This is a genomic window from Halomonas sp. HL-93 (assembly GCF_900086985.1).
In the GTDB taxonomy this organism is placed as follows: domain Bacteria; phylum Pseudomonadota; class Gammaproteobacteria; order Pseudomonadales; family Halomonadaceae; genus Vreelandella.
The window spans coordinates 2217669-2242597 of the sequence record NZ_LT593974.1; the positions used below are offsets into that span (position 1 = coordinate 2217669).

Sequence of the window (24929 nt, forward strand, 5' to 3'; positions counted from 1 at the left end):
GAACATCAGCCCATAATAAAACCCCCCTAACGGAAACCGTCAGGGGGGAAGGAAATGCACGTAAGTTACGGGCTATTCTTCATCCTCAACCAGCAGCTGGGAATCGCCTGCCAATACCTCATCCCATGCTTCTTCGAGCGTGTAGCCTACGCGACTATCGATCGTATCGATTACCTCAACCGCGTGCTGAAGCGACTCCCTCTGGCCCTTTAGCGCCAATACTAACTTGGCAAGATCCTGTTTGCTAAAGGTATTCGCGATACGGTCGGCTTGTTGACTTAATTCGATGCAGTTCATGGTTAAACCCTCATGGTATGGTCATCCGCTGCTTACTATTATCGTTAGTCGTTAAGCAGCCATCTTGTTAATGACGAATGGTGACGTTGCTACTCATGCTGGACCGGATAAGTGTCCAGTTCGGTGACTGCGATAGGGTCACAAGCGTTACAAGACCTTCGCTTCAAGCGCCCGGATAATTCAAAAGCGCATCAAATGTAGCAGTGGTCAGGAGGGCATATCGGGATAACGAAACACCGCCCTGATCCATGACTTCACTATGGTGCACTGCCGTAAAGCTCACAATGCATCGTTGGCCGCAGCCGGCGTTGTAGCTTGACTACATCCACGGCAAATAGACGCAAAGAGTGTTGTAGAATTTCATAGAAGGTACGGCGCTGGCGCAAAGTGCGCTGATCAGGCAGGAAATAAGGCCGAATGGCCTAGATAAGCGGAAGGAAGTATACGCCATGGAGACATTGACGCCAGTCGACGAAGGGCTAATACAGGCAAGCGGTTTATTATAGCTGGCCGCTACCCCTTAACGGCGATAGCGGCGTATAGGCAAGCGTTAATCCACAGAGCGCACACGGGAGACGGCGTCTAGCCACCCCTGATAAAGCTGATCGCGAGTCGCTTCTTCCATGCTGGGCGTGAAGCTACGCTCACAGCGCCACAGCTGCTCAATATCATCAAGCGTTTCATACCAACCTAGTCGCAGACCTGCCAGGTAGGCGGCTCCCAGGGCGGTAGTTTCCAGAATTGTTGGACGATCCACCTGCACGTTCAGCATATCGGCCAGAAACTGCATGACCCAGTTGTTCTTGACCATGCCGCCATCGACACGCAAGTTGCCGGGCGGCGCTTCCATGTCGTCATTCATGCAGTGTTGAAGATCACGCGTCTGGTAACAAACCGCCTGAAGGCCGGCGGCGACAATTTCCGCGATCCCGGTGTCGCGGGTTAGGCCAAAAATCGCCCCGCGGGCTTTAGGATCCCAGTGCGGTGCGCCCAAGCCAGTAAACGCAGGGACTAAATAAACGCTGTGCCCGCTACGCGTTTTACGGGCAAGCGCTTCGGTTTCCGCTGCATCTGCAAATAAATTCAGGCCATCGCGCAACCACTGCACGGTGGCACCGGCTACAAAGATACTGCCTTCCATGGCATAAGTGGGCTTGCCATTAAGTCGATAACCGATCGTGGTCAGTAGCCGATTACGCGACAAAGAGGGTGTCTCGCCAGTGTTGACGATCATAAAGCACCCAGTGCCATAGGTGCTTTTCCCCATTCCCGGCTGAAAACACGCTTGGCCAACCAGCGCGGCTTGTTGGTCGCCAGCCACACCGGCAATGGGCAGCTCGGCACCCAACCAGCGAGTGTCCATTGTGCCGAAATCATCGCTTGAGTCTTTCACCTCGGGGAGCATCGACGCGGGTATATCGAACAAATCAAGTAGCTCGTCGTCCCAGCATTGCTCATGGATATTGAACAAGGCCGTACGCGACGCATTGGTGGCGTCTGTCACGTGATGACGGCCACCGGTTAAACGCCAGATCAGAAAGCTATCAACCGTCCCAAATAGCAGTTCACCTTTTTCTGCCCGCGCACGGGTGCCTTCGACGTTGTCTAATATCCATGCCAGCTTGGTAGCGGAAAAATACGGGTCGATCAGCAGGCCAGTCTTGGCTTGAACACGCTCAGTGTGGCCCTCAGCGCGAAGCTGCTCACAGAGCGATGACGTACGCCGGTCCTGCCAAACAATGGCGTTATAAACCGGTTTCCCAGAGTGCTGATCCCATACGATGGTGGTTTCACGCTGATTGGTGATGCCCACCCCGGCAATTTGGTTTACCTTGATCGCCGCTTTTTTGACGACGTCTCGGCAAGTGGCGACAACAGTCTCCCAAATATCTTCAGGGTCGTGTTCAATCCAGCCATCATGGGGATAGTGCTGGGTAAACTCCTGCTGCGCGACCGCGGCGACTTGGCCTTCACGGTCAAAGAGAATCGCGCGGGAACTGGTCGTACCTTGATCAATGGCAAGTATAAAAGAGGACATAACAAGTTCGCTTTGTTGTTGGTTCTTTCGATTTTGTATGATTACTTTCGTTTTATTATCATCCTAGGCTACGCCAGCCGCCACCAATGCTCAAGTATGAAAACCCTAACGACTCGCCGATTCAGGCAAGGTGTAACGCGACATCGTGCTGAGTAAGCAAACGCTGAATGGCCTCGGGCGGTTTACGGTCGGTAAATAATGCATCCAGTTGGGCAATATTACCCTGACGAACCACCGGGTTACGGTGAAATTTGGAGTAATCGGCGGCCAGATAAACACGCCGTGAATTGGCGATTATCGCCTGGGCAACGCGGACTTCCTGATAGTCAAATTCTAGTAAAGAACCGTCTTCGTCGATGCCGCTGATCCCGATAATGCCGTAGTCGACCTTAAACTGATTGATAAAGTCGATGGCCGCCTCGCCAATAATCCCCCCATCGCGTGAGCGCACCTGCCCCCCCGCGATAATCACCGTGAAGTCTTCCTTATGCTGCAGTATCGCGGCAACGTTGAGATTATTGGTAATTATCTCCAGTCCCTGGTGATCTAAAAGTGCCTGAGCGATCACCTCGTTACTGGTACCAATGTTAATAAACAGCGAGGCATCGTTCGGAATATGCTCGGCTAAACAGCGGGCAATGCGTTCTTTTTCTTCCAGATGCATGGTTTTACGCGTGCTGTAAGCCGTATTCACCGTACTTGACTCAATCCCTACACCACCATGGACGCGTCTCACACGGCCGTCGTTAGCCAACGTATTAAGGTCTCGACGAATGGTTTGCGGCGTTACGGCAAAATGGTCGGTGAGTTGCTCAATGCTCATGTAGCCATGCTGGCGGACCAGCTCAATAATCGCATCTTGACGAAACTGTTGATTCATAAGCTAGCCCGTAACGTTATTTGTTCGCTTTAGAACATAAGCGTAGCAAAATTTTCATCAAATAACGCTGATTGATCACACCTCATCGTCTCGTGCTAGTACTCTGTACGCGTTACCCCGACAGCGGCCAAACCCACAGAATCATTGGTATCGACACCACCAGCACGACAACCGAAAGCGGCAAGCCCAGTTTCCAATAATCGCCAAACTGATACCCCCCGGGGCCGAGCACAAGGGTGTTTGACTGGTGGCCAATCGGCGTTAAGAAGGCACAGGAAGCACTCACTGCAACGATCATTAAAAAGGGGTCAAGCGACACATCAAAGCCGTTGGCAAGGCTCACAGCAATGGGTGCCATTAACAGCGCCGCCGCAGCGTTATTGACGACGTTAGAAAGCAGCATGGAGAGAATAAACAGCCCAACCATCGTTACTACCACCGGCCAGTCAGTCCCCCAGTGCAACAGCGCTTGGGCAATTAAATCCGCCCCGCCGCTGGTTTCCAGTGCTTCCCCTACCGGGATCATGGCACCTAACAGTACTATCACAGGCCCATCAATCGACTGGTAGGCCTCGCGCAGTGGCAATACACCAATCAGCAGTGAAATCAATGCCGCGCTACTCAATGCCACCGCGGCGGGTAATAAATCCAATAACATCACAACAATCGCAGCCGCAAAAATCGCTAGAGAAAACAGCAGCTTGCGCGGCTTACCAAGGTTCAAATCACGACTCGCCAGCGGCAAGCAGCCCAGTGTCGGAAGGCTTTCGGCAATTTCATTTTCCTCGCCCTGCAGCAGCAATATATCGCCATTCTTAAAACGGATATCACGCAGCCGCTGTTTAAGACGTGTGCCATCCCTGGCCACGGCCACCAGGTGCAAGCCAAACTGATGATTAAGACGTAATTGGCGTACGCTGCGGTTGATCATCATCGAATCATTGCGCACCACCACTTCCACCAGTTGAAGCCCTTCGGTATCCACCGGAGGGTGCGCCTCGGGCTCGCTGTCGTCTTCCGTTGAGTCGCGATCTTCATCTATTGACTCCCCGTCCTCTTCCTCGTCTTGCTCAGGTTCGGCAACGGCGCTAAGACCTGCTTTATCCTCAAGCAGCTTCAGCTCATCTGGCCCGGCTTCTAAAAGCAGGATATCCCCTGCCTGAAGCATACCGTGGAATGAATAACCCGCTTGGCGGTTATCGTCACGTACCACGGCCAAAACCGGGATGGGATCTTCCAGTTCATCGCGAAGCTGTTGCAGCGTTAACCCTTTGGCCTTGGAATCATCGCTGACTTTAAGCTCCACCAAGTAGTTGGCCGTGTCGAACATATCCGCTGCGGATGCTTGACCACTACGCTTCGGCGTAAACCGCCAGCCGATAAGCACGATAAACGCAAGGCCAGCCAACGCCACCACAATGCCCACAGGGGCAAAACTAAACATGCCGAAATTGCCATCGGACACGTCAGCCCGGTAGCTTGAGATAATGATATTCGGCGGCGTGCCTATCAGCGTAATTAACCCACCCAACAACGAGCCAAATGCCAGCGGCATCAGCAATAGTGAAGGTGAGGTATTGTGTTCACGCGCCAAACGCATGGCCACAGGCAGGAGTAACGCCAACGCCCCTACATTATTCATTATTCCAGAGAGCACCACGACAGTGCCCACCAACACCAGCAATTGAAGGATCAACCGTTCGCCGACCTTGAGTACCTGCTCGGCGATAATATCGACTAAACCGGAGCGTTCGAACCCTCGGCTTAGCACCAAAACGGCGGCCACCGTGATCACTGCAGGATGGCCAAAGCCCAGAAAGGCATCGTTTGCGGGCACCAACCCAAGCATGACTGACCCCAATAGCGCGGCGAGCGCCACCAGATCATAGCGAAAGCGCCCCCATACAAAGGCGGCCAATGTTAGCCCTAAAACCATAAACACTAGGGTGCTAGGCGTTAGTCCCAGATCCTCAATTGCCATTGTTACGTCACCTCCCTATGAGCCACCGGCGCCGCCACCTTCGTGAAACGCCCGCTTCACTGTAAATCAGATGCTGCGATGCAGCCGATCAACATTATACATTTACCATACACACGTATTGCTTTTGATGAAGCCACCTAATAGCAAAAAACCTGGCAAAGCCAGGCATTGGAAGGTCATTAATTAAAACGAAGAAAACGTTTATGTCGTTAAGTTTTCATACGCGCCAGCATGTTCTGAACAGCGTCAAGGTGCTCGGGTTCGTTATGGCACATGCCTTGAAATGCGGCGCACACGTCCAGAAACGCTTTTAACTCCATATCCGGGGCCATTTTCATCAAGCGTTTCGTTAGCCGTGTGGCCTTAGGCGGCTGAGCGGCAATGCGCGCGGCATGTTCCATGACTCTCTTCATCAGGGCATCCGGCTCGACCACTTCCAGCACAACGCCATAATCCAGGGCTTCCTGGGCGTCGATCACTCGCCCGGATAACGTTAGCTCAAAAGCACGCTGATAGCCTATCTGTCGCTGCATAAACCATGCTCCCCCATCTCCGGGAACAATGCCCAGGTTGAGGAAGGTTTCGCCAAATTTAGCCTGACGTGACGCGATCCGTAAATCCGCCATATTCGCTAGGTCAAACCCAGCCCCTATCGCTGGCCCATTGACCGCTGCGATGACAGGCACTTCTACTTCGCTGAGCGCAAGTGGCATTCGCTGGATTCCGCGGCGATAGCGTTCAGCCACTTCCGCAGCGTCGCCAGCGAAGTCGCCGCGACGTTCGGCCATATCTTTGACGTTGCCGCCTGCGCAGAATGCCGATCCAACACCGGTGATCACCAGCACCGAGACGTCGCTTGTGCGGTTGACCCAGTGCGCGGTGGTGACAATGTCATCAACCAACGCGGTGCCGGTGAGCGCATTACGCACGTCGTGACGATTCAAGGTGAGTGTGGCCACCCGCTCTTCAAGCGTTAAGATAGCATCTGTCAGTGTCGGTAACGATTGACTCATTCTTCTCGCTCCACAATGATTCGAGCATCCACAATGGCATAACCATGGGGGTGGCTTTCTGGATACGCCATTACCGGGTTTAAATCTAGCTCACGAATACTCGGGTAGGCGTCCACCAGCTTTGAAATACGCATCAATAACAATACTAGCGCCTGCTTATTGACAGCCGGAGCACCGCGGACCCCTTCCAATACTTTTTGCGCCTTGATTTGATTCACCATAGATTCGGCATCGGCTTGGGTAATTGGCAGGGAACGAAACGCCACGTCCTCCCACACCTCAACGAACACGCCGCCCAGGCCAAACATAAGGACCGGGCCAAAGACCGGATCCCGCAGCATACCAATGATGACCTCCACCCCTTTCTCTACCATGGGCGTGACTAACACCCCGTCGAGTTGGGCACTTGGATCGTAACGCTGGGCGTTACCCATGATGGTTTTATAGGCATCGCGTAATGCGGCTTCGCCAACCAGATTCAGTTGCACCCCGCCAGCATCTGATTTGTGCAAAATATCCTTGGACACCACTTTCATTGCCAGGGGGTGATGGCCAAAGTGCCGTGCGACATCCGCTAACTCATTGGCGCTTTGCACCCGCCGCTCGTCGGGCACATGGATACAATGCTCGGCAAGCAGTGCCTTGGCTTCGAACTCGAGCAAGTCTCGCTTTTGTTGTCTTGCGGTCGCTAACAGCGCCTGCCCGTTAGGAGAGGCCTGCATCGGCCGAGTAGCGGGTTGGGCGGCGCCACGCGCCAGGTATTCACCACGCTCGCCAAGCGCCGCCAGCACCCTCACGGCATGTTCGATTGAGGCGTAAATGGGTAAGCCTGCCTCGTGCAAACGCCGTAGTGGAGGGGGCTTAATCGGTGCATAAAGGCTGTAGATGACTAGCGGCTTTTGGGTCGCATGAGCAAGTTCGACCATGGATTCAGCGCCGCGCATTTCGTCACCCAATAGCGACTCGGCAAAGCGCAGGCTATAGCCGCCAAACATCCCCACTAGAAAAACACTGTCGACGTTCGCATCGGCCGCCACCACTTCCATACATTGGGCCAAGAGTGAGGGATTCGCGTCTGAGGAGCCTGCCACATCCACAGGGTTGACGGACGACGCCTGGGGTAACAGCAGTGTCTTGAGTTTCGCCTGGGTGTCAGGGGAGAGCGCCGCCAGCGTTAGTCCTGCCTCCGCCAGTCGATCTGCCGCAATAGTGGCTTGGCCACCGCCGTCCGCAATCACCGCAACGCGTTTGCCCGCTGCTTTTTGTAAGCGACCTAGCCCTTCGGCGACTGGCAGAATTTCATCGGAGTATTGCACTACGCTCACCCCGGCTTGGCGTAGCAAGTCAACGGTCATCTGATAGCTGCCTGCCAGCGCACCAGTATGCGAGCTTGCCGCTTTTTGGCCTTGCTCGGTAGAGCCCGACTTATAGACCACCACCGGCTTCATGGCCGTAACCGCTCGGGCTACGTCAAGAAATTTACGCCCGTCTCTAAAGCCTTCTACATATAGGGTGGCGACTCGCGTGTGCTCATCTTCACCCAAATAGCGAAGATAGTCGTTAAAGCCGAGATCGGTTTGGTTGCCAGGGCCAATGTAGCTACTAAACCCAACCTGGCCGTTATGCTGGGCCTCCAACGCTAGCGAAAGCAGCATGTTGCCTGACTGGGAAACAATACCAATATCACCGGGTTTGAGGTTTTCAAGCGCCAGCAAATTGACGTTGTAGTGAAGATTAAATAAGCCTGATGTATTTGGCCCAATGATCCGCACGCCATGCGCACGGGCATTAGCCATCATTTGTGCTTCTAACTCTGCCCCCGCCTCACCGGTTTCGCTAAAGCCGCTAGCTAATACCACCGCGCCCTTGATACCTCGACGGCCGCACTCGGCAATTAGATCGGGTACCGTCGCCGCCGGCGTGCATATCAGCGCCAATGACGGTGTTCCCGGTATAGCGCTGATAGACGACCAAGCATTAACGCCTAAAATAGCCTTGGCTTTGGGATTCACCGGATAAATATCACCACGATAGCCGCCCTTAACGAGACCAACCATAGCTTTATAACCCCGTTTGGTGGGGTCAGATGAAGCCCCCACCACTGCGATTCCCTCAGGGGCCAGCACCGCGTGGAGGGGGCTACGTGAAGGAAGGTGACCTTCGATAGATTGCATGTGATTACCTGTCGAAATGAATAAAAATGCCGGCTCCCACCAGCTAAAAAGTGGCTAAGCGATTAGCGACCTTGGAACTGGGGCAGTCGCTTTTCAGCAAACGCATTCACCCCTTCCTGCCAATCCTCGGTGGTTGAACAGGTAAAAACAGCATCAAGCTCTTGCTGCAGTTGGCTTGGCATATCGGTATGCGCCGCGCGATTGATCAACGGTTTTAACATCGCCATGGATACCGGCGCGCGCTCAGCGAGTTGGGACGCCAACGCAGTGGCTTCATGCATCAATTGATCAAGCGGGTAATGAGCAAGCGCCAACCCAAGTCGGGTAGCCTCGGCACCTGTTATCTTTTCACCGGTATACAGCAGGCGACGGGCCTGTCCCAACCCCACCAACTGGGGTAACCATTTTGAAACACCGCCGCCCACGCAGGTGCCAATGCTGGTTTCCGGGAAGCCAATCGGGGCGTCATCCGCCATTAGAATAAAATCGCAGGCCACCGCCATCTCGGCGCCCGCGCCTAGCGCATAGCCGTTCAACGCAGCAATAACCGGTTTGCTGAGCTGGGCGATGGCCTCCGCTACGTCATTGGCTAACTGCAGATATTCGCGGCGCTGATAGAGCGTTCTTGCGGCGCCACCGTGGACTTTCATATCGGCGCCAACACAGAACGCGCGTCCCTCACCGGTGAGCACCACGGCACGCACCTCCCGCGTTTGCTGGGCAATCGTCAATACGTGGAGCAAGTCTTGATAAAGCGCCTCAACCACCGCATTAAGCCGCTCAGGACGGTTGAGGCGCACCGTCAGGACATAGCCTTGCTGAGTGACCAACAGCGTTTCATAGGAAGGCAAATCAAGGGTTGAGGTCATCACGGTCAGGTTACCTGTTAGATAAAGAAGGCGGCGAAACAGTACATACGTTTCAAATTTATATTAAAAAGCAACGTATGTATCATTCACAATGCTAGAGGTACCACCCACGCCAGTCAACACGATTGTTTCTTTAAAAAATAAAAAAGATACAAATGCACCAACCAAATTACATGGGTTACACTGCTCATCTGAATGCGCTGGAGCCTTACATGACTGGTCAAAACCGAGAATCGATTACGCCGCCCTCCTCCCCCTTAGGTTCTATTAATCAACGGCTTGCGGAGCTTTATCCCACGCTAAGTCCGCAGTTAAAACAGGCGGCAAGCTACGTGATGGAACACCCTCTCGAAATGGCGTTTCAGTCGATCCGTAAAACGGCCGGAATTGCGCAGGTCACCCCTTCAACGTTAGTGCGCCTAGCCAAGCGGCTTGGGTTTGAAAGCTATGAACCGTTTCGCGAGGTGTTTCAATCGGCGGTACAGACACCACCTGTGGAGCTCTCCGGACGCGCTAGCCAGCTACGTCACCAGGCTCACCAACCCGATGATCAACTGTTTGTAAATGTGGGCGATGCCGCATTCGATAATATCGGCCGCTTATTTACTGCGGATAATCAGGCACGCGTGCGCGATGCGGCCCAGCAAATGCTGGCGGCACGCAATATCGCCGTGGTGGGATTTAGGGATACGTTTGCGTGTGCCTATCACTTTGCCTATGTAGGGCGCATCGCCATGCCTAACATCACGCTAATTCGAGGTTTGGAAGGCGGGCTTTTAACCGAACTGGATCGTTTCAACGAGCAAGACTTGGTCGTGGTGTTTGGTTTTGAGCCCTATTGCGCAGAAACCGTTAAAGCACTGGAGGTCACCCGCCGTAACGGCGTTCAGGCCATCGCGATAACCGACACCCTTCGCTCACCGCTGGTACCCGGCGCGCTTATTACGTTCACCGTCGCTAATGCTACGCCGCATTTCTTCCCTTCGATCCTTGCGGCCATTACCTTAAGCGAGGCGATATTGGCTGAATGCGTGGCGTTTGGGCCCGACCATCTGGTCGATAATGTCGTCAGTTTCGAGACGCGCATGCGCCACATGGGGGCGTACGTAGACGTGTCCTAACGCAATAAACGCGGGGCGTTGCCCGCTGCTTTTCGCAGCGGGCATTTCCGCAAGCTTAGGGCAGTAGAATGGTGGAACCGGTGGTTTTGCGGCTCTGCAGAGCGTCTTGGGCCTTACCCGCCTCTGCTAACGGATAACGATTAGCGATATCTATTTTAACCTTGCCACTTTCAATCATGGCAAAGAACTCTTCACACATCATTTCCAAGCGCTCACGGGTATCGGCATAGCCGTTAAGGCTCGGACGGGTCACAAACAGCGCGCCCTTCTGGTTGAGAATGCCGATATTCACCCCGTCCACTGGTCCAGACGAATTACCAAAGCTGACCATCAGCGCCCGTGGCTTTAGACAGTCCAACGACATTTCCCAAGTGTCTTTACCTACCGAATCGTAAACCACGTCGCACATGGCGCCATCGGTTAGCTCGCGTACCCGCTCTACCACATTTTCTTCCGTGTAATTAATAGTCGCCCACGCGCCGTTGGCCATGGCTAAATCGGCTTTTTCTTTTGAACTAACAGTGCCAATTAGCTTAACGCCCAGCGCTTTCGCCCACTGGCAGGCAATCGAGCCCACACCGCCGGCAGCGGCATGGAACAAAATCGTTTCGCCCCCTTTTAGCTCGTAGGTTTGGCGTAGCAAATACTGCACCGTTAACCCTTTCAGCATGCTGGCCGCTGCCGTTTCAAAATCAATAAAGTCCGGTAGTTTGACGACTTTCGACGCAGGCAGCGTATGCGACTCAGCGTAGGCACCTAGAGGGCCCTGGGCATAGGCCACTCGGTCACCCTTTTTCAGATGGGTAACGCCTTCTCCTACTGCATCGACGATACCCGCCCCTTCAGTGCCCAGGCCAGAGGGCAGGGACGGTGCTGGATAAAGCCCGGTACGAAAATAGATATCAATAAAATTAAGGCCCACGGCCTTATTCGCAATGCGTACTTCACCGGCAGCGGGCACGGTGGGAGTCACTTCGACTAACTCCAGCACCTCAGAACCGCCAGTGTGAGCAAACTGAATTCGTTGAGACACATGTTCCTGGGACACGGGAAGCTCCTTTTTATTGGATAATGTTCAGACTCAGGTAAGCAAGCTAACGCTATCGGACCGCCAGCGCAACGCAGTTGTCACAACGCCCGTGCTAGACTCCTCCAGAATTAACGCCGACGGCTAACGGAACGTTGACAATGCATCCTGAAATTACGCTGCCCACGCTAATTGCCCATCGCGGCTATTCCGCCGCCGCCCCGGAGAATACCCTCTCAGCGGTGCGAGCTGCCCATCACGCGGGCGTTAGTTGGGTCGAACTCGACGTGCAGCTTTTAGGCGATGGAACCCCCGTTATCTGGCACGACGTGGATATTAACCGCTGTTCAGACGGGCGCGGAAAATTACGTCACCTGAGCTGGAAACAAACCCAAGACTTGGACGTAGGACGCTGGTTTTCAGCCGCCTTTGCAGGCGAAAAAATGGCCAGCCTGGAGGCCATGCTAGCACTGGTTGACGAGTTGGACATGGGCATCAACCTTGAACTCAAAGTGAACCGCGGCCACGACCCCATCGCTCTGGTCGAACGTGTGCTGCCGGTGGTGCTCGAAGCGCTGCCCGCCGAACGGTTTGTCCTGTCATCTTTTGATCAAACGGCGCTACGCCATAGCCGCACCTTCGCCACGGCAGACAACCTAGCGCTGGGCGTGCTGGTCAATCGCCTACCCAAAGGCTGGCAGACGCAATGCGGTGAAATCGATGCTTTCAGCCTTCATGCAAACTGGTCACGCCTCAAGCGTGCTCAGGCTGACGCCATTCAACAGGCGGGCTACTCGCTACTTTGCTACACGCCCAATAACCCTGTTGCCTTCCAACCGCTGTGGGCGTGGGGCGCTGCCAGCGCGATTACCGATGAACCGGAAATCTTCCAGCGCTACTTATCGGCCCCCACCGCAACGCCACCGGCATTAATAAATGAGGTCACAAAAGAACAGCGCTGATTAGCATAGCCTGGCTTGCTTACCTACGCTTAGAAGCCATAAATCCAGCCTGATGGATCGCCGCTCAACGCGACCGTCAACGAGGAGAGTGGGATGAGTGATACGGACCTCGGTACGTTAGATGTGCAAACCCTCAAGCAGCTCTTCGAAACACGCCAAGCATCCCCCTTAGACGCTACCCGTGCCGCTCTGGCGCGCATTGATCGTTTTAACGACACAGTTAACGCCTATGTTTACGTTGATCCAGAAGGTGCAGAGCAAGCCGCGAAAGCCTCGGCTCGGCGATGGGGGCAAGGTAAACCGCTCAGCCCCATTGATGGTATTCCAGTATCGATGAAGGATTTAACCGAGGTGGCAGGTATGCCCTGCCGTTCGGGTTCATTAACCTCATCCACAGCGCTGTGCGACACCGATGCGCCACCTGCGCGAATGCTTCGCGAAGCCGGCGCCATCATTCTCGGCAAAACCAATACGCCCGAATTTGGTTGGAAAGCCGTCACCGATAACCGCGTTTTTGGTGCCACCCAGAACCCCTGGGATACGCGTCTTACCCCCGGCGGTTCATCAGGCGGCGCCGCGGCGGCCGCGGCACTCAATATGGGGGTGTTGCATCAGGGAGGTGACTCAGGTGGCTCTATCCGCATTCCCGCCGCCTTCACCGGCGTTTTCGGCTTTAAGCCCACCTTCGGTTGGACACCTCAGTGGCCGCCAGCCAAGGAACCGAGCCTTTCACATCTGGGCCCGTTAACGCGTTCGGTACGCGATGCGGTCAGCATGCTCAATGTGATGGGCCGCTACGACTACCGCGATCCCTACGCGACCCGGGGTCAGCCTGACTGCTGGGGGGCCGACCTCGACAAGGGCCTTGAGGGTTTACGCATTGGCTATTCGGCTAACCTGGGCTATGCCAACGTTGATCCCCAAATCGCCAGCCGGGTAAAAGAAGCCGCCCAGAAGATGGAAGCATTGGGTGCCGAAATCGTCGAAGTGGACCCCGGATTCTCATCGCCGCTGGATACCTTTCGTAAGATTTGGTTCACCGCCTCGCTGGACCAGTGGCGACAGATGAATCAAGCGCAGCGCGAACAGCTGGACCCCGGCATGGTAGCCAATGCCCGCGAAGCCGAAGCATGGTCCGCGCTTGACCTTTTTCGGGCACTCTCGAACAGGGCCTTGCTGACCCAGCGGCTCGAACATTTTAACCAGCAGTATCACCTGATTATGACCCCATCAGTGGCCGTCTTGCCGTTTGAGGTCAACCAGGAAGTTCCTCCGGGCCGCCATATGCGCGACTGGGAAGAGTGGGCTCCCTTCTCTTATCCTTTCAACCTCAGCCAGCAACCCGCCGCCTCGGTGCCCTGCGGGTTCACTGACAACGGGCTGCCGGTGGGTTTTCAACTAGCGGGCGGTAAGTTCGATGACGTCCGGGTACTCCGCGCCTGCCATGCCTTCATGGAAGCACATCCGCCGCGCTTTCCAACAGTTCCCAACCCTTCTCAGTACGCATAGGCAAGTAGGGCATCTTACATGGTGGCTATACGATCCTGGTCTCTGACACCAGACATGCGCACCATCGCCAAGGCTTCATCCAAGCTTTCCACTTCTTCAACCTTTACCAGCTCGCTGTCTAGCGTGACCGGCTCCCCCACTCGCTCGGAAAGCAGTTTTTCAAGCGCAGCGACATCGATATTTTCATCCAGAGGCTGCATGTCAATATCACTGCTTGTCTGGCTGGGTAGATAGATCGTGCCGTTAGAGAAATCCACAGCGTAGGCGATCACGCCCGGCACGATAAAGAAAAGCAGCCCAACGCCATTGGCCACGGCTATGGCAGGGTCAATATCGCCGCCCAACTGGCCTTTGCGTTCTGGATGAAAAATTGTCCCGCAGCCGCTAATAGCAATTACTGCTGCGCCGATGACGGCCCCTTTTAACCAATGATTGACTGTGCGTTGCATGCAGGTCTCCCCGTTAATAATCGTTTTATGTAGGGTTAAAACGCGATGAGTTTAGCATACCCAACTATAACGTCAGCGCTCTTCGAGTCGGACAGTTTTGCCGCCTTACTCGCTTGGCCTTACAATGCCCACACGAACGATAACGGGTCCACCCCTTCACCAAGGAATGCTCTCGCCCATGCGCGCCAGCCAACTACTCATTGCCACCTTAAAAGAAACCCCGGCAGATGCCGAGGTGATCAGCCACCAACTCATGCTGCGCGCGGGCATGATCCGCCGCCTCACTTCGGGTCTGTACACCTGGTTGCCGATGGGGTTGCGCACGCTGCGTAAAGTGGAAACCATCGTACGTGAGGAGATGAATCGCGCCGGTGCCCAAGAAGTGTTGATGCCCGCCGTGCAACCCGCAGAGCTGTGGCAGGAGTCAGGTCGTTGGGAACAGTACGGTCCTGAGCTTTTACGCCTAAAAGATCGCCACGCACGCGATTACTGTGTCGGCCCGACCCACGAAGAGGTGATTACCGACCTGGTACGTAAAGAGATCGCCAGCTACAAACAGCTGCCGGTCAATTTCTACCAGATTCAGACCAAGTTCCGAGACGAGATTCGTCCGCGCTTTGGAGTGATGCGCTCGCGGGAATTCATCATGAAAGATGCCTATTCGTTTCACCTGGACGAGGCCTCTTTAAAAGACACCTACCAGGCGATGTACGATGCCTACACGCGTATCTTTACCCGCCTGGGTCTAGACTTCCGGCCGGTGATTGCTGACAACGGCTCGATTGGCGGTACGGGCTCGCATGAATTCCACGTGCTGGCCGACTCAGGGGAAGACGATATTGTCTTCTCCAACGCCTCGGACTACGCCGCCAACATCGAGAAAGCTGAAGCCTTGCCGGCGCCGCTGGGCAGCGATGCGACCCGGGCCGCGCCCCAGGAAGACATGCGACTGGTCGATACCCCCGATGCCAAAACCATCGCGGCACTGGTCCAGCAGTTCGGCCTGGCCATCGAGAAGACCGTTAAAACCCTGATCGTCAAGGGTACGGATGATGATCTGATCGCCTTACTGGTGCGCGGCGACCACGAACTCAATGAAGTCAAAGCGGAAAACCTGCCCCAGGTGGCGAGCCCGCTGACTATGGCCACTGAAGAGGAAATTCGCGCGGCCATTGGCGCAGGCCCCGGCTCGCTTGGCCCGGTAGGACTGAAGCTGCCGATCATTATCGACCGCAGCGTCGCCCTGATGAGCGACTTCGGCGCCGGCGCCAACATTGAAGACAAGCACTACTTCGGCATCAACTGGGAGCGCGATGCGCCACTACCGACCATCGCCGACCTGCGTAACGTGGTCGAGGGCGACCCGTCTCCCGACGGTCACGGCACGCTTTCGATCAAACGCGGCATTGAAGTCGGCCACGTGTTCCAACTCGGCAAGAAGTACTCCGAGGCCATGAACGCCAACGTCCTGGGTGATAACGGCAAGACCAGCCACCCCTGGATGGGTTGCTACGGTATTGGTGTTACCCGTGTGGTTGCCGCCGCCATCGAGCAGAACCACGACGAGGCTGGGATTATCTGGCCCAATGCCCTGGCGCCTTTCCACGTTGCCCTGGTGCCGATGAACGCGCACAAATCACAACGCGTACGTGAAGAGTCCGAGCGCCTCTACCAAGCGCTTAGCAATGCAGGGCTTGATGTGTTGCTGGATGACCGCGATACGCGCCCGGGCGTTAAATTTGCTGATCTGGAGCTGATGGGCGTACCGCATCGCCTGGTCATTGGCGACCGCAGCCTGGACAACGGCGAGCTGGAGTACAAGGGCCGCCGGGACAGCGACGCCACCATGGTACCGGCCGAGCAGATTATTGAGTTCCTACGTGAAAAGGCCGGCCTTGCGCCCACCACCCCGTAACAGCCCCACCTGCCGCGCCAAGGCAGCGAGTGCCCTGGCGCGACAGCTAATGGCGGGCTATTTGGCCGCCAGCGCCTTTTTGCTTATTCCGGTAACGCAGGCCGAGTCGCTGCCTACGTCACTTCGCCCTACATTGGCCGATACCCACCAGCGCCAACAAACACCTCAACAACAGTGGCTGATGCGCCAATGGCGTAAGCGCATGGATACACCATTGTCCACGTTCATCAACGACCCAGCCAAGCGCCGAGAGCTATTAACCCAGATATATCAAGAAGCCCGCCTTGCCGGACTGCCGCCCGAGGTGGTGCTGGCCTTAATCCATGTAGAAAGCGCATTCAGCGTTGACGCCGTGTCGTCGGCTGGGGCCGTGGGGTTGATGCAGATCATGCCGTTTTGGGTAGAAGAGTTGGGCTTGCCAATGGATGACCTGAGCCAGCCAACGCGTAACCTGCGCTACGGCTGTACCATTCTGGCCCACTACCTCGCCGTAGAGCAGGGTGACTTCACCCGAGCGCTGGCACGATACAACGGCAGTTTAGGCGAAACCTGGTATCCCGAGCGGGTCCTGCATACCTGGCGTGATCACTGGCGTTAAAATGGAAAACTTAAAAAATGCAGTGCGTTAGCACCCTGCAAAGTGCAAATTGACAGTGTCAGCAACAATCGGAGATAACATCTGAGCCAGACGCTTTATCGGCAGCAGCCATAGCAATGGCGTCCGAATAGTTAACGATGATTCAGCTGCACCATTTCCTAAATTAATTTAATCTTCAACGGCTATTAACTCGTTAAACTATCGAGCGTTAGTGGCCTGACAGGCTTAATCCGGGTCGGTCTCACGGGGATGATGTTTGGCGTTTTCCTGGGTTTCGAGGCCACTTTTCAATTCATGGGTCAAAGGGTCGTAATTGGGTCTCAACTCGTCCTTGATCGTGCCGCTCCACAGGTGCGTCCCTACAAAATAGCCTGCCCTGCCAATCACATGGGCAGCAACGGGAGCGGTCATCATGATGAAGAAGATTACCCCAAAGGCGCGTGCGACCACCGCCACCTCGGCGAAGTGCAGGGCCACCGCCAGCATGATCAGAGTAGCGCCCAGGGTCGCCGCCTTGGTGGTGGCATGCATGCGCGTCAGCAGGTCAGGCATGCGCACCAGACCCAGAGCGGCCAGGAACATGAAGATGGAGCCAACCAGTATCAGCCCGCCCTTGATCAGTTCAATCATCGCGGGGCCCTCCTTGTTCCAGGAAGCGCGCGAAGCCGATGGCCGCCATGAAGGCCATCAGCGCCATGACGATGGCCACGTCCAGCAGGCTGGGCACGTTGGTGGCGATGGCCACCAGGCCGATGGTGCCGACCAAGATCGACGAGAAGAGCTCGAGAGCCACCACCCGGTCGGGCAGGCTGGGGCCCTTGAACAGGCGCACGAAGGCTAGGCACAAGGCAATACACATAAGCGCCAGGCTCAGTTGAATGACAGTCGACACGGCTCACCTCCTCTCAATGGCAATCTCAGCAGAACGCTCAATGGAACAGCTCCAGGGCCCGGCGCTCGAGCTCGGCCAGGCCGCGGCGCAGCTCATCCTCGTCGTCGAGAAACATGGCGTGGATGTAGAGCACCCGGCGGTCGTCGGAGACGTCCAGGCTCAAGGTTCCCGGCGTCAACGAGATGAGGTTGGCGACGAAGGCGATCTCGAACTCGCTGCTCGCCTTGAGCGGCATGGCGATCACACCCGGCTTCATGTACCAGGGCGGCGTGATAATATCGAAGGCCACCTTGAAGTTGGCCAGCACCAATTCCTTGAGGAAGAAGCCGATGAACAGAATCAGCCGCGGCAGGCGCTGGGCATGGCCGGCCAGGGCCGGCACCTGGGGCTGGATCAACGCCAGCACCAGATAGCCGAAAAGCAGGCCCGCAAGCAGGTTGCCTCCGCTGAAGTCGCCGGTAAGCACCACCCAGGCGAAACCCAGCAGCAGGTTCCAGGCAGCACCGATCATGGTATCACCTCCTCGCCTTCGCCCAGCACCGCCTCGATGTAGCGAGACGGATCGAGCAGCTCGGTCGCCGAGGCCTCGGCCAGGGAATAGATGGGTTCAGCGTTTAGACCGATGAGCAGCGTGCACAGCGCCAGCCCCACTACCGGCGCAGTCATCAGCCACATCTCACGCTGGCCAACCGGCGGATAGGGATCGACCTCGCCTTCCTCCGGGGCATCCTTCCAGAACACTTCGACCCAAATCTTGATCATCGAATAGAGGGTCAGCAAGCCGACCAACAAGGCGATGAAAGTCACGCCCCAGGCTTCGGCCTCGACGCCCGCGCGGATGACGATGAACTTGGCGAAGAAGCCGGACAACGGCGGCACCCCGGCAAGCGATAAGGCCGGGATCAGGAACAGCACGGCCAGCCAGGGATGGCTGCGATACAGCCCCCCCAATTGCTTGAGCTGGTAGGTCCCGCGCAAGCGACGCACAATACCGCTGACCAAGAAGAGGTTAGTCTTCACAATGATGTGGTGCATGATGTAGAAGACCCCGCCGATGATCGCCAAGGGCGTGAACAACGCAAGGCCCAGGATCATGTAGCCAATCTGGCTGACGATGTGGAACGACAGAATGCGCCGGAACTCGTACTGGGCTGCCGCGCCGAGCACCCCGGAGAGCATGGTCAGCCCCGCACCCCATAGCAGTATCTCATGGGTATAGCCGGGGTTCTGGTTAAAGATCAGCGTGAACACCCGGTACAGCGCGTAAACCCCCACCTTGGTGAGCAACCCGGCGAACAGCGCCGAGACCGCCACCGGCGGCGTATGGTAGGAGGCCGGCAGCCAGAAGAACAGCGGGAAAGCCGCCGCCTTGATGCCGAAAGCGACCATGAACATCATCGCCAGTACATCAATCATGCCAGTATCTTCCAGCGTGGCGAGGCGCCGGGCGATGTCCGCCATGTTGAGGGTGCCGACCATACCGTAGAGCAGGCCCACGGCAACCAGGAAGATCACCGAGGAAAGCAGATTGAGGGTCACGTACTTGATCGCGCCCTCCATCTGCGCCTTCTCGCTACCGAGGATCAGCAGCGCGAAGGAAGCCACCAGCATCACTTCGAACCAGACGTAGAGGTTAAAGATGTCGCCGGTGAGGAAAGCACCGGCCACTCCAGCCAACAGCAGATGCATCAGCGGAAAGTAGCCATAGGCCTCGTGGCCTCGACTGGTAGTGGCTAGGGAATAAAGCGCCACAGCGAAGCCGATGATGCCGGTGAGCAACACCATGATGGCGCCCAACAGATCGGCCACCAGGCTAATGCCGAAGGGTGCCTGCCAATCGCCCATGTGCATCACCAGGATGCCGTCGCGATTCACCGTGGCGAGCAACCAAATGGCGGTGAGCAGCAGGCTACCGGTACCGACCACGGCGACGAAGCGTTGCATGCCGCGGGAACGCCAGAACATCAGCGAAACGGCACCAGCCAACAACGGGATCAGGATTGGCAGCGCGATCTGAGGCATCACGTGTCGGTATCCTTCATCTTATCGAGGTCATCGGCGCGAACGATCTCCCAGGCACGCCGCACCAGTACCACCGCGAAAGACAGCACGCCGAAGGCAATAACGATGGCGGTGAGCACCAAGGCCTGGGGCAGCGGGTCGGCGACCGCCCCCTCGGGGGCGCTCATGCCCAGGGGCACCAGCGGCGGCGCCCCGCGGGTCATCCCTGCGGTGACGAAAATCAACAGGTTGGCGGCGTTGGAGAGCAACATCAGGCCGATCACCAGCTTGACGATGGAACGGCGCAGCATCATGTAGATGGCGGCGGCGAACAGGATGCCAATGGTCACAGCCATCAAGGGTTCCATGTTACCTCCTCCTTGTCGGGTTTATCCTCGTGGTCGGTCTTGGTCAGGGCGGTGATAGCGGTGAGCACCGAGCCCAGCACCACCAAGTAGACACCGATGTCGAAGATCAGCGGCGTCGAAGCCTTGAAGTCGATAATCGGGATGGTCCACCACTGGGAGGTAAAGAAGGGATCGCCGACCCACCAGGCAGGCAATGTCGATAGCACCCCTAAAAGCAGGCCCATGCCGATCAGATCACGCGGCGAGACCTTGAGCATGGCGTGCATCGCCCGAGGCCCGAAGGCAAAGAGGTAGAGCGCGAAGGCCCCCGACGCCACCAGGCCGGCGATGAATCCGCCTCCCGGCTCGTCATGGCCACGCAGCAGCAGGAACAGCGAGAACAGCAACTGCAACGGCAGCAGCAGCCGCGCGGCGACGCTGAGGATCAGGGTGCCCGGTCTAATCATCGTATCTCTCCGGCGGGGCCGAGGGCTTGGCGTCGTATTCCACGGCGTGAAAGCGCATCATGGCATAGACCCCGATGGCCGCGAGGGCCAACACGAACATCTCCCCCAGGGTGTCCAGCGCCCGGAAGTCCACCAGGATGACGTTGACGATGTTGTGGCCATGGCCCAACGGCTGGCTGTTCTCCACCATGTAGTCAGAGATCCTCGGCAGCCGCTCGCCGCCCAGCACCGAGAGCATCAGCAAGGTGACCATGGTGCCCATCAGGCAGGCCACCACCAAATCTCGTAGGCGCTCCAGCGTGGTGGAAAAAGTGGCGAAGCGCGGCAGGCGAAATAGCACCAAGACCAGCAGAATGACCGTCAGGGTCTCCACCAGCAGTTGAGTGATAGCCAGGTCCGGCGCGCTAAACAGCACGAAGGTCAGGGCGATGGAAAAGCCCATGATGCCCACCGCGGCCACCGCGGCCAGGCGAGAGCGCATAACACAGGCCGCCACCGCCCCGGCCACCATCAGGCCAGCCGTCACCACCTCATGGAAATAGGCGTCCACCGAGAAGGGAAAACTTGGCGAGTGTCGGAAGAACAGCGCATGTCCCACCAGGCCCAACAGTACTAGCAGCGTCATCACTAGATAGTTGCGGATATAGCCGTTCTGCAGTATCCGCGTCTGCCATTCTGCGACCGACACCAGGCCACGCATCATGGCCTCATAGCCGGCTTCCGGGCCCCGGGCCATGAGCGGATCCAGCCGTGCCAGGACGGCGCGCACCCAATCCCAGCGGCGGAATACCAGAATACCCAGGGCGAGGCTGACTAGTGACAGCACCAACGGAAGATTAACCCCGTGCCACAGTGCCAGATGCGCCGACACTTCGCTGGCACTGACCCCAGAGGCGGTGGCCGATACCAAGTCGTCCAGCAGGCTCGGGGCCAGGCCGAAAACCAGCGACAGCCCGGCCAACAGCGCCGGCCCGACAAGCATGCCCAGGGGTGGGTCATGGGGCGCGTTGGGCGTCTCGCGACGCTCTCCGGCAAAGGGGCGCAGCACCACGATGGCCGCCACTGCAAGCGTCAGGAAGGCCGCTGTGAAGGCCAACAGCAGGATCACCCAGCGCCACGCCTCGGCCTCAAGCACCGACTCGAACATTAATTCCTTGCCCAGGAAGCCAAGCAACGGCGGCAGGCCCGCCAGGGACACTGCCGCCACCGCGGCGACCACGGCGGTGCGCGGCATTAACTGGCGCAGGCCCCCCATGGCGGTAACGTCCTTGGTGCCGGTCTCGTGGTCGAGGATGCCGGCGACCATGAACAGCGCGCCCTTGTAGAGCGAGTGGGCAAGCAGGAAAACCACGAAGGCGGTCAGGGCGTACTCGGTGCCGATGCCCAGCAGCATGGTCAGCGTGCCCAGCGCCATCACCGTGGAATAGGCCAGCAACTTCTTGATATTGGTGTGCTGGATGGCCAGGAAGGCCCCAGTGGCCATGGTCAGCGCACCCACCAGCGACAGGGTGATCACCCAGGGCTCGGTGCCGCCCAGCGAGGGATGCAGGCGCGCCAGCAGGTAGACGCCCGCCTTGACCATGGTCGCCGAGTGCAGATAGGCGGAGACCGGCGTGGGCGCCGCCATGGCATTGGGCAACCAGAAATGGAAAGGGAACTGGGCCGACTTGGTGAAAGCGCCCAGCAATATGCAGACCAGCAGCGGCGCGTAGAGGGCATGTTCGCGCAGCGCCTCCCCTTGGGTGTTGAGCTCAACGAGTGACCAGCTATCGCCAGCCACCCCCAGCATGGCAAAGCCGGCAAGCAGCGCCAGCCCCCCGCCCGCAGTAACGAACAGTCCCTGCAATGCCGATTTTCTGGCCTCCGGGTCGGTGTGGTTGAACCCGATCAGCAGGTAAGACGTGATACTGGTGAGCTCCCAGAAGACGAACAGCGTCACCAGGTTGTCGGCCAGCACCAGGCCGAGCATCGACATCATAAAGGCGGTGATAATCACCAGGAAACGGGCAAGATCGCGATGGCCGCGCAGGTACTCCCCCGCGTAGACCAGCACCAAGGCGCCGATCACGGTGATCAGCATGGCAAACAGCCAAGACAGCCCGTCGATGAAGAAGGTCAGGCTGATGTCGAGCCCCGGCACCCATGCCCACTCCAGCAGCAGCGACTCGCCGGCCAGTATCTCGGGTGCCAGGCCCAGCAACCAGACGGCCAGAAAGGCGGGATACGCCGCCATCACACGTGCCGTGTGGCCACCGAACCAGCGATGCAACAGCGGGGCTATCGCCGCCAGCAAAAATCCCATCAATAAGGCAAGTTGCATCCGGCGGTATCTCCTGTGTCATCGCCCCAGGTTTACAGAGCAAACTGTAAACCAGTCAGCGCTGGCTAGCCAATCAACGGTTGCTAAAGCACTTTGCGATCTTCTACCTTGCTGGGTTCGGTGCCCGGCGGCAGTGGATGGCCTTTGGCAAGCTCTGCCCGAGTCGCCTCGCGTATGGTCAACACCTTAACCTGATAGCGCAACGTGTGGCCTGCCAGCGGGTGATTGGTATCCACGGTCACGCTGTCTCCGTCTACGTTGAGCACGGTAACGACCTGGGGTCCGGCTTCACCTTCGGTTTGAAAACGGTCGCCAACGCTAAGCTCGGCGCTGCCAAACGAGGCCCGGCTTACCGTTTGCACCAACGCCTCGCTATAAACCCCGTAAGCGTCCGCCGGGGCAAGCGTCACGCCAAGCTCGGCGCCTGCTTCCTGGCCTTCCAAAGCCTGCTCAAGCCCCGGCAAAATATTGTCGTGACCGTGCAAATACTCAAGCGGTTTATCCCGCGCCTGGGAATCATCCAGCAGTTGCTCGCCACCATCGCTCAGAACGTCTTTCAAACGATAATGCAGGGTGACCACCCGCTGGGCTGAAATCGACATACAAAACTCCTCTCCGGTAAGCTGTTAGCTGTGTGTCCAAGCGTGGGCATAGCTTATCATTAGGCCGTTGTCACCGTCTTACCCAGGAGTCGCACTGTATGCCCATCCCTACTCCCCAGCGCAGTTGGCGCGCTGCTCTGGCGATTTATCTGCGCGCACCGGTTATTACCATGTTGTTTTTGGGATTCTCTGCCGGGCTGCCCTTTTTATTGGTGTTCTCCACGCTCTCCGCCTGGTTACGCAGCGATGGCGTAGAGGTGGCGGCGATTGGCTTTTTTGCCTGGATCGGGATGCTTTATTCGATCAAGTTTTTCTGGTCCCCAGTGGTCGACCGTTTAGCCCTGCCAGTGCTAACCCGCCATTTCGGCCAACGACGCGGCTGGATGTTGTTGGCCCAGGGAATGATTGCCGCTGGTCTCATTGGTCTAGCAGGCTTAAGCCCCGCAGGTAACCTGGGCTGGGTAGCCGCATTTGCACTACTCGTCGCTTTTGGGTCAGCCACCCAGGACATTGCCATCGACGCCTTCCGCATTGAATCTGCCGACGATGATATTCAGGCAGCGATGGCCTCAACGTATATTATTGGCTACCGCGGCGGGTTGATTGCCGCCGGGGCGCTGGCGCTTTATGTCGCCTCAGCCGTATCGTGGCAGGTGGCTTACCTCACCATGGCGGCACTGGTTGGCGTTGGCGTGATCACGGTACTGATACGTCCAGAACCCAAACGCACCTCGTTAGCCGTGCAGTTAATTCACGAGCCCAAAGTTCGTGCCTTTATCCGCGCCAGCCGCGGCCAACCCAAACTCCTTCGCCGCGTGGGTGCCTGGGTGATCGGCGCGATTGTCTGCCCGTTCACCGACTTTTTCACCCGCTATGGCGTTAAAGCGCTGTGGTTGCTGGTTTTCATCGGTGTATTTCGGATCAGCGACTTGGCCATGGCCTCGATGGCCAACCCGCTATATATCGACCTAGGATTTTCGCTGGAAACCATTGCCAACGTCACTAACGTCTTTGGTATTGCAATGAGCATTACCGGGGGCATACTCGGCGGCTTGCTGGTGGCGCGGTATGGCATTGGCCCGCTGCTGATCTTCGGCGCGGGGATTGTGATGGTCACTAACCTATTGTTCGCGGCCCTGGCGCTGATCGGTAATCAGTTGCCCATGCTGGTACTCACGATTACCGGCGATAACCTGGCCAACGGCTTGGCCAGCGCGGTGTTTATCGCGTTTCTTTCCAGCCTCACCTCACGGGCCTACACCGCTACCCAGTACGCGCTTTTTTCCTCATTAATGACGCTACCCGGTAAGTTTCTCAGCGGTTTTGGCGGAATAGTGGTCAGCGCCCAGGGGTATGCCAGCTTTTTTGTCGTGGCCACCCTGCTAGGCCTGCCGGCCATTGCGTTGGCTATCTGGATCAACCGCGACAAGCAGATAGTGCCCGCACCTCAAACTGCCGCCCGCTAAC

The 24929-nt window shown here is 57.1% G+C and carries 23 protein-coding genes; 6 read left to right on the forward strand and 17 right to left on the reverse strand.

The genetic code is table 11. The features are described from left to right. Nucleotides 1–72 precede the first annotated feature (72 nt). The 7 genes from GA0071314_RS10280 to GA0071314_RS10310 form a co-directional block, all read right to left on the reverse strand. The gene (locus GA0071314_RS10280; protein ID WP_074396554.1) at nucleotides 73–297 is read right to left on the reverse strand and encodes a hypothetical protein; all 225 of its coding nucleotides are present in this window, start codon (nucleotides 295–297) and stop codon (nucleotides 73–75) included. Between the two features lie 550 nt (nucleotides 298–847). Continuing rightward, nucleotides 848–2335, reverse strand: a complete 1488-nt coding sequence (glpK, locus tag GA0071314_RS10285) for a glycerol kinase GlpK (RefSeq protein ID WP_074396555.1) — start codon at nucleotides 2333–2335, stop codon at nucleotides 848–850. Nucleotides 2336–2456: 121 nt separating this feature from the next. After that, a complete protein-coding gene (locus GA0071314_RS10290) occupies nucleotides 2457–3215 on the reverse strand; it encodes a DeoR/GlpR family transcriptional regulator (RefSeq protein ID WP_074396556.1) in 759 nt (252 codons plus the stop codon). A gap of 112 nt (nucleotides 3216–3327) precedes the next feature. Next, nucleotides 3328–5196: an SLC13 family permease gene (locus tag GA0071314_RS10295; protein ID WP_074396557.1), complete on the reverse strand. Its 1869-nt coding sequence runs from the start codon at nucleotides 5194–5196 to the stop codon at nucleotides 3328–3330. Nucleotides 5197–5405: 209 nt separating this feature from the next. Next, complete coding sequence (locus GA0071314_RS10300) at nucleotides 5406–6209, reverse strand: enoyl-CoA hydratase-related protein (protein ID WP_074396558.1); 804 nt, start codon at nucleotides 6207–6209, stop codon at nucleotides 5406–5408. Further along, nucleotides 6206–8383 (reverse strand): acetate--CoA ligase family protein, encoded by a 2178-nt coding sequence (locus tag GA0071314_RS10305; RefSeq protein ID WP_074396559.1) that lies wholly within the window; start codon nucleotides 8381–8383, stop codon nucleotides 6206–6208. Before GA0071314_RS10305 ends, GA0071314_RS10300 begins: the two co-directional genes overlap by 4 nt. 62 nt (nucleotides 8384–8445) lie before the next feature. After that, entirely contained in the window at nucleotides 8446–9252 is an 807-nt protein-coding gene (locus tag GA0071314_RS10310) for an enoyl-CoA hydratase/isomerase family protein (RefSeq protein ID WP_074396560.1), read from the reverse strand. Between the two features lie 212 nt (nucleotides 9253–9464). Here GA0071314_RS10310 and GA0071314_RS10315 point away from each other — a divergent pair, with 212 nt between their 5' ends. Continuing rightward, nucleotides 9465–10373, forward strand: coding sequence for a MurR/RpiR family transcriptional regulator (locus GA0071314_RS10315; RefSeq protein ID WP_074396561.1), 909 nt, complete (start codon nucleotides 9465–9467; stop codon nucleotides 10371–10373). Between the two features lie 55 nt (nucleotides 10374–10428). Here the strand turns inward: GA0071314_RS10315 and GA0071314_RS10320 are convergent, their stop codons facing one another. Further along, nucleotides 10429–11406, reverse strand: a complete 978-nt coding sequence (locus tag GA0071314_RS10320; protein WP_074398501.1) for an NADPH:quinone reductase — start codon at nucleotides 11404–11406, stop codon at nucleotides 10429–10431. A 155-nt stretch (nucleotides 11407–11561) separates the two neighbouring features. Here GA0071314_RS10320 and GA0071314_RS10325 point away from each other — a divergent pair, with 155 nt between their 5' ends. Together GA0071314_RS10325 and GA0071314_RS10330 are read left to right on the forward strand one after the other, a co-directional pair. Further along, nucleotides 11562–12362, forward strand: coding sequence for a glycerophosphodiester phosphodiesterase family protein (locus GA0071314_RS10325; protein ID WP_074396562.1), 801 nt, complete (start codon nucleotides 11562–11564; stop codon nucleotides 12360–12362). 93 nt (nucleotides 12363–12455) lie between these two features. Next, nucleotides 12456–13871 (forward strand): amidase, encoded by a 1416-nt coding sequence (locus GA0071314_RS10330; RefSeq protein ID WP_074396563.1) that lies wholly within the window; start codon nucleotides 12456–12458, stop codon nucleotides 13869–13871. A 14-nt stretch (nucleotides 13872–13885) separates the two neighbouring features. On the opposite strand, the gene GA0071314_RS10335 is transcribed toward GA0071314_RS10330, so the two are convergent. Beyond that, complete coding sequence (locus tag GA0071314_RS10335) at nucleotides 13886–14320, reverse strand: hypothetical protein (RefSeq protein ID WP_074396564.1); 435 nt, start codon at nucleotides 14318–14320, stop codon at nucleotides 13886–13888. Nucleotides 14321–14498: 178 nt separating this feature from the next. Here GA0071314_RS10335 and GA0071314_RS10340 point away from each other — a divergent pair, with 178 nt between their 5' ends. Beyond that, nucleotides 14499–16235, forward strand: a complete 1737-nt coding sequence (locus tag GA0071314_RS10340) for a proline--tRNA ligase (RefSeq protein WP_074396565.1) — start codon at nucleotides 14499–14501, stop codon at nucleotides 16233–16235. A 49-nt stretch (nucleotides 16236–16284) separates the two neighbouring features. Beyond that, a complete protein-coding gene (locus GA0071314_RS10345; RefSeq protein ID WP_074396566.1) occupies nucleotides 16285–16833 on the forward strand; it encodes a transglycosylase SLT domain-containing protein in 549 nt (182 codons plus the stop codon). A gap of 225 nt (nucleotides 16834–17058) precedes the next feature. On the opposite strand, the gene mnhG is transcribed toward GA0071314_RS10345, so the two are convergent. The 8 genes from mnhG to GA0071314_RS10385 all read right to left on the reverse strand — a co-directional run bounded on the left by mnhG (nucleotide 17059) and on the right by GA0071314_RS10385 (nucleotide 23462). Further along, a complete protein-coding gene (mnhG, locus tag GA0071314_RS10350) occupies nucleotides 17059–17463 on the reverse strand; it encodes a monovalent cation/H(+) antiporter subunit G (RefSeq protein ID WP_074396567.1) in 405 nt (134 codons plus the stop codon). Then, nucleotides 17456–17725 carry a monovalent cation/H+ antiporter complex subunit F gene (locus tag GA0071314_RS10355; RefSeq protein WP_074396568.1) on the reverse strand — a complete coding sequence of 90 codons (270 nt, stop codon included), beginning with the start codon at nucleotides 17723–17725 and terminating at the stop codon, nucleotides 17456–17458. The genes mnhG and GA0071314_RS10355 overlap by 8 nt, the downstream gene beginning before the upstream one ends. Nucleotides 17726–17762: 37 nt before the next feature. Then, nucleotides 17763–18236, reverse strand: coding sequence for a Na+/H+ antiporter subunit E (locus GA0071314_RS10360; protein WP_074396569.1), 474 nt, complete (start codon nucleotides 18234–18236; stop codon nucleotides 17763–17765). After that, a complete protein-coding gene (locus GA0071314_RS10365; protein ID WP_096298119.1) occupies nucleotides 18233–19750 on the reverse strand; it encodes a Na+/H+ antiporter subunit D in 1518 nt (505 codons plus the stop codon). The genes GA0071314_RS10360 and GA0071314_RS10365 overlap by 4 nt, the downstream gene beginning before the upstream one ends. After that, on the reverse strand, nucleotides 19747–20094 hold the full coding sequence (locus tag GA0071314_RS10370) for a Na+/H+ antiporter subunit C (protein ID WP_074396571.1): 348 nt from the start codon (nucleotides 20092–20094) through the stop codon (nucleotides 19747–19749). Before GA0071314_RS10370 ends, GA0071314_RS10365 begins: the two co-directional genes overlap by 4 nt. Continuing rightward, nucleotides 20082–20540, reverse strand: coding sequence for a Na+/H+ antiporter subunit B (locus GA0071314_RS10375; protein ID WP_074396572.1), 459 nt, complete (start codon nucleotides 20538–20540; stop codon nucleotides 20082–20084). Before GA0071314_RS10375 ends, GA0071314_RS10370 begins: the two co-directional genes overlap by 13 nt. After that, a complete protein-coding gene (locus GA0071314_RS10380; protein WP_074396573.1) occupies nucleotides 20533–22860 on the reverse strand; it encodes a putative monovalent cation/H+ antiporter subunit A in 2328 nt (775 codons plus the stop codon). The genes GA0071314_RS10375 and GA0071314_RS10380 overlap by 8 nt, the downstream gene beginning before the upstream one ends. 83 nt (nucleotides 22861–22943) lie before the next feature. Beyond that, on the reverse strand, nucleotides 22944–23462 hold the full coding sequence (locus GA0071314_RS10385) for an FKBP-type peptidyl-prolyl cis-trans isomerase (protein ID WP_074396574.1): 519 nt from the start codon (nucleotides 23460–23462) through the stop codon (nucleotides 22944–22946). 98 nt (nucleotides 23463–23560) lie between these two features. On the opposite strand from GA0071314_RS10385, the gene GA0071314_RS10390 reads away from it, so the two are divergent. Further along, a complete protein-coding gene (locus tag GA0071314_RS10390; protein WP_074396575.1) occupies nucleotides 23561–24928 on the forward strand; it encodes an AmpG family muropeptide MFS transporter in 1368 nt (455 codons plus the stop codon). The last annotated feature ends 1 nt before the right edge of the window (nucleotide 24929 follow it).

Bases quoted from the DNA above. Each gene is read 5' to 3' on its own strand.
- GA0071314_RS10280 (WP_074396554.1), bottom strand. From the start codon at position 297: ATGAACTGCATCGAATTAAGTCAACAAGCCGACCGTATCGCGAATACC.
- glpK (WP_074396555.1), bottom strand. From the start codon at position 2,335: ATGTCCTCTTTTATACTTGCCATTGATCAAGGTACGACCAGTTCCCGC.
- GA0071314_RS10290 (WP_074396556.1), bottom strand. From the start codon at position 3,215: ATGAATCAACAGTTTCGTCAAGATGCGATTATTGAGCTGGTCCGCCAG.
- GA0071314_RS10295 (WP_074396557.1), bottom strand. From the start codon at position 5,196: ATGGCAATTGAGGATCTGGGACTAACGCCTAGCACCCTAGTGTTTATG.
- GA0071314_RS10300 (WP_074396558.1), bottom strand. From the start codon at position 6,209: ATGAGTCAATCGTTACCGACACTGACAGATGCTATCTTAACGCTTGAA.
- GA0071314_RS10305 (WP_074396559.1), bottom strand. From the start codon at position 8,383: ATGCAATCTATCGAAGGTCACCTTCCTTCACGTAGCCCCCTCCACGCG.
- GA0071314_RS10310 (WP_074396560.1), bottom strand. From the start codon at position 9,252: ATGACCTCAACCCTTGATTTGCCTTCCTATGAAACGCTGTTGGTCACT.
- GA0071314_RS10315 (WP_074396561.1), top strand. From the start codon at position 9,465: ATGACTGGTCAAAACCGAGAATCGATTACGCCGCCCTCCTCCCCCTTA.
- GA0071314_RS10325 (WP_074396562.1), top strand. From the start codon at position 11,562: ATGCATCCTGAAATTACGCTGCCCACGCTAATTGCCCATCGCGGCTAT.
- GA0071314_RS10330 (WP_074396563.1), top strand. From the start codon at position 12,456: ATGAGTGATACGGACCTCGGTACGTTAGATGTGCAAACCCTCAAGCAG.
- GA0071314_RS10335 (WP_074396564.1), bottom strand. From the start codon at position 14,320: ATGCAACGCACAGTCAATCATTGGTTAAAAGGGGCCGTCATCGGCGCA.
- GA0071314_RS10340 (WP_074396565.1), top strand. From the start codon at position 14,499: ATGCGCGCCAGCCAACTACTCATTGCCACCTTAAAAGAAACCCCGGCA.
- GA0071314_RS10345 (WP_074396566.1), top strand. From the start codon at position 16,285: ATGGCGGGCTATTTGGCCGCCAGCGCCTTTTTGCTTATTCCGGTAACG.
- mnhG (WP_074396567.1), bottom strand. From the start codon at position 17,463: ATGATTGAACTGATCAAGGGCGGGCTGATACTGGTTGGCTCCATCTTC.
- GA0071314_RS10360 (WP_074396569.1), bottom strand. From the start codon at position 18,236: ATGATCGGTGCTGCCTGGAACCTGCTGCTGGGTTTCGCCTGGGTGGTG.
- GA0071314_RS10370 (WP_074396571.1), bottom strand. From the start codon at position 20,094: ATGGAACCCTTGATGGCTGTGACCATTGGCATCCTGTTCGCCGCCGCC.
- GA0071314_RS10375 (WP_074396572.1), bottom strand. From the start codon at position 20,540: ATGATTAGACCGGGCACCCTGATCCTCAGCGTCGCCGCGCGGCTGCTG.
- GA0071314_RS10380 (WP_074396573.1), bottom strand. From the start codon at position 22,860: ATGCAACTTGCCTTATTGATGGGATTTTTGCTGGCGGCGATAGCCCCG.
- GA0071314_RS10385 (WP_074396574.1), bottom strand. From the start codon at position 23,462: ATGTCGATTTCAGCCCAGCGGGTGGTCACCCTGCATTATCGTTTGAAA.
- GA0071314_RS10390 (WP_074396575.1), top strand. From the start codon at position 23,561: ATGCCCATCCCTACTCCCCAGCGCAGTTGGCGCGCTGCTCTGGCGATT.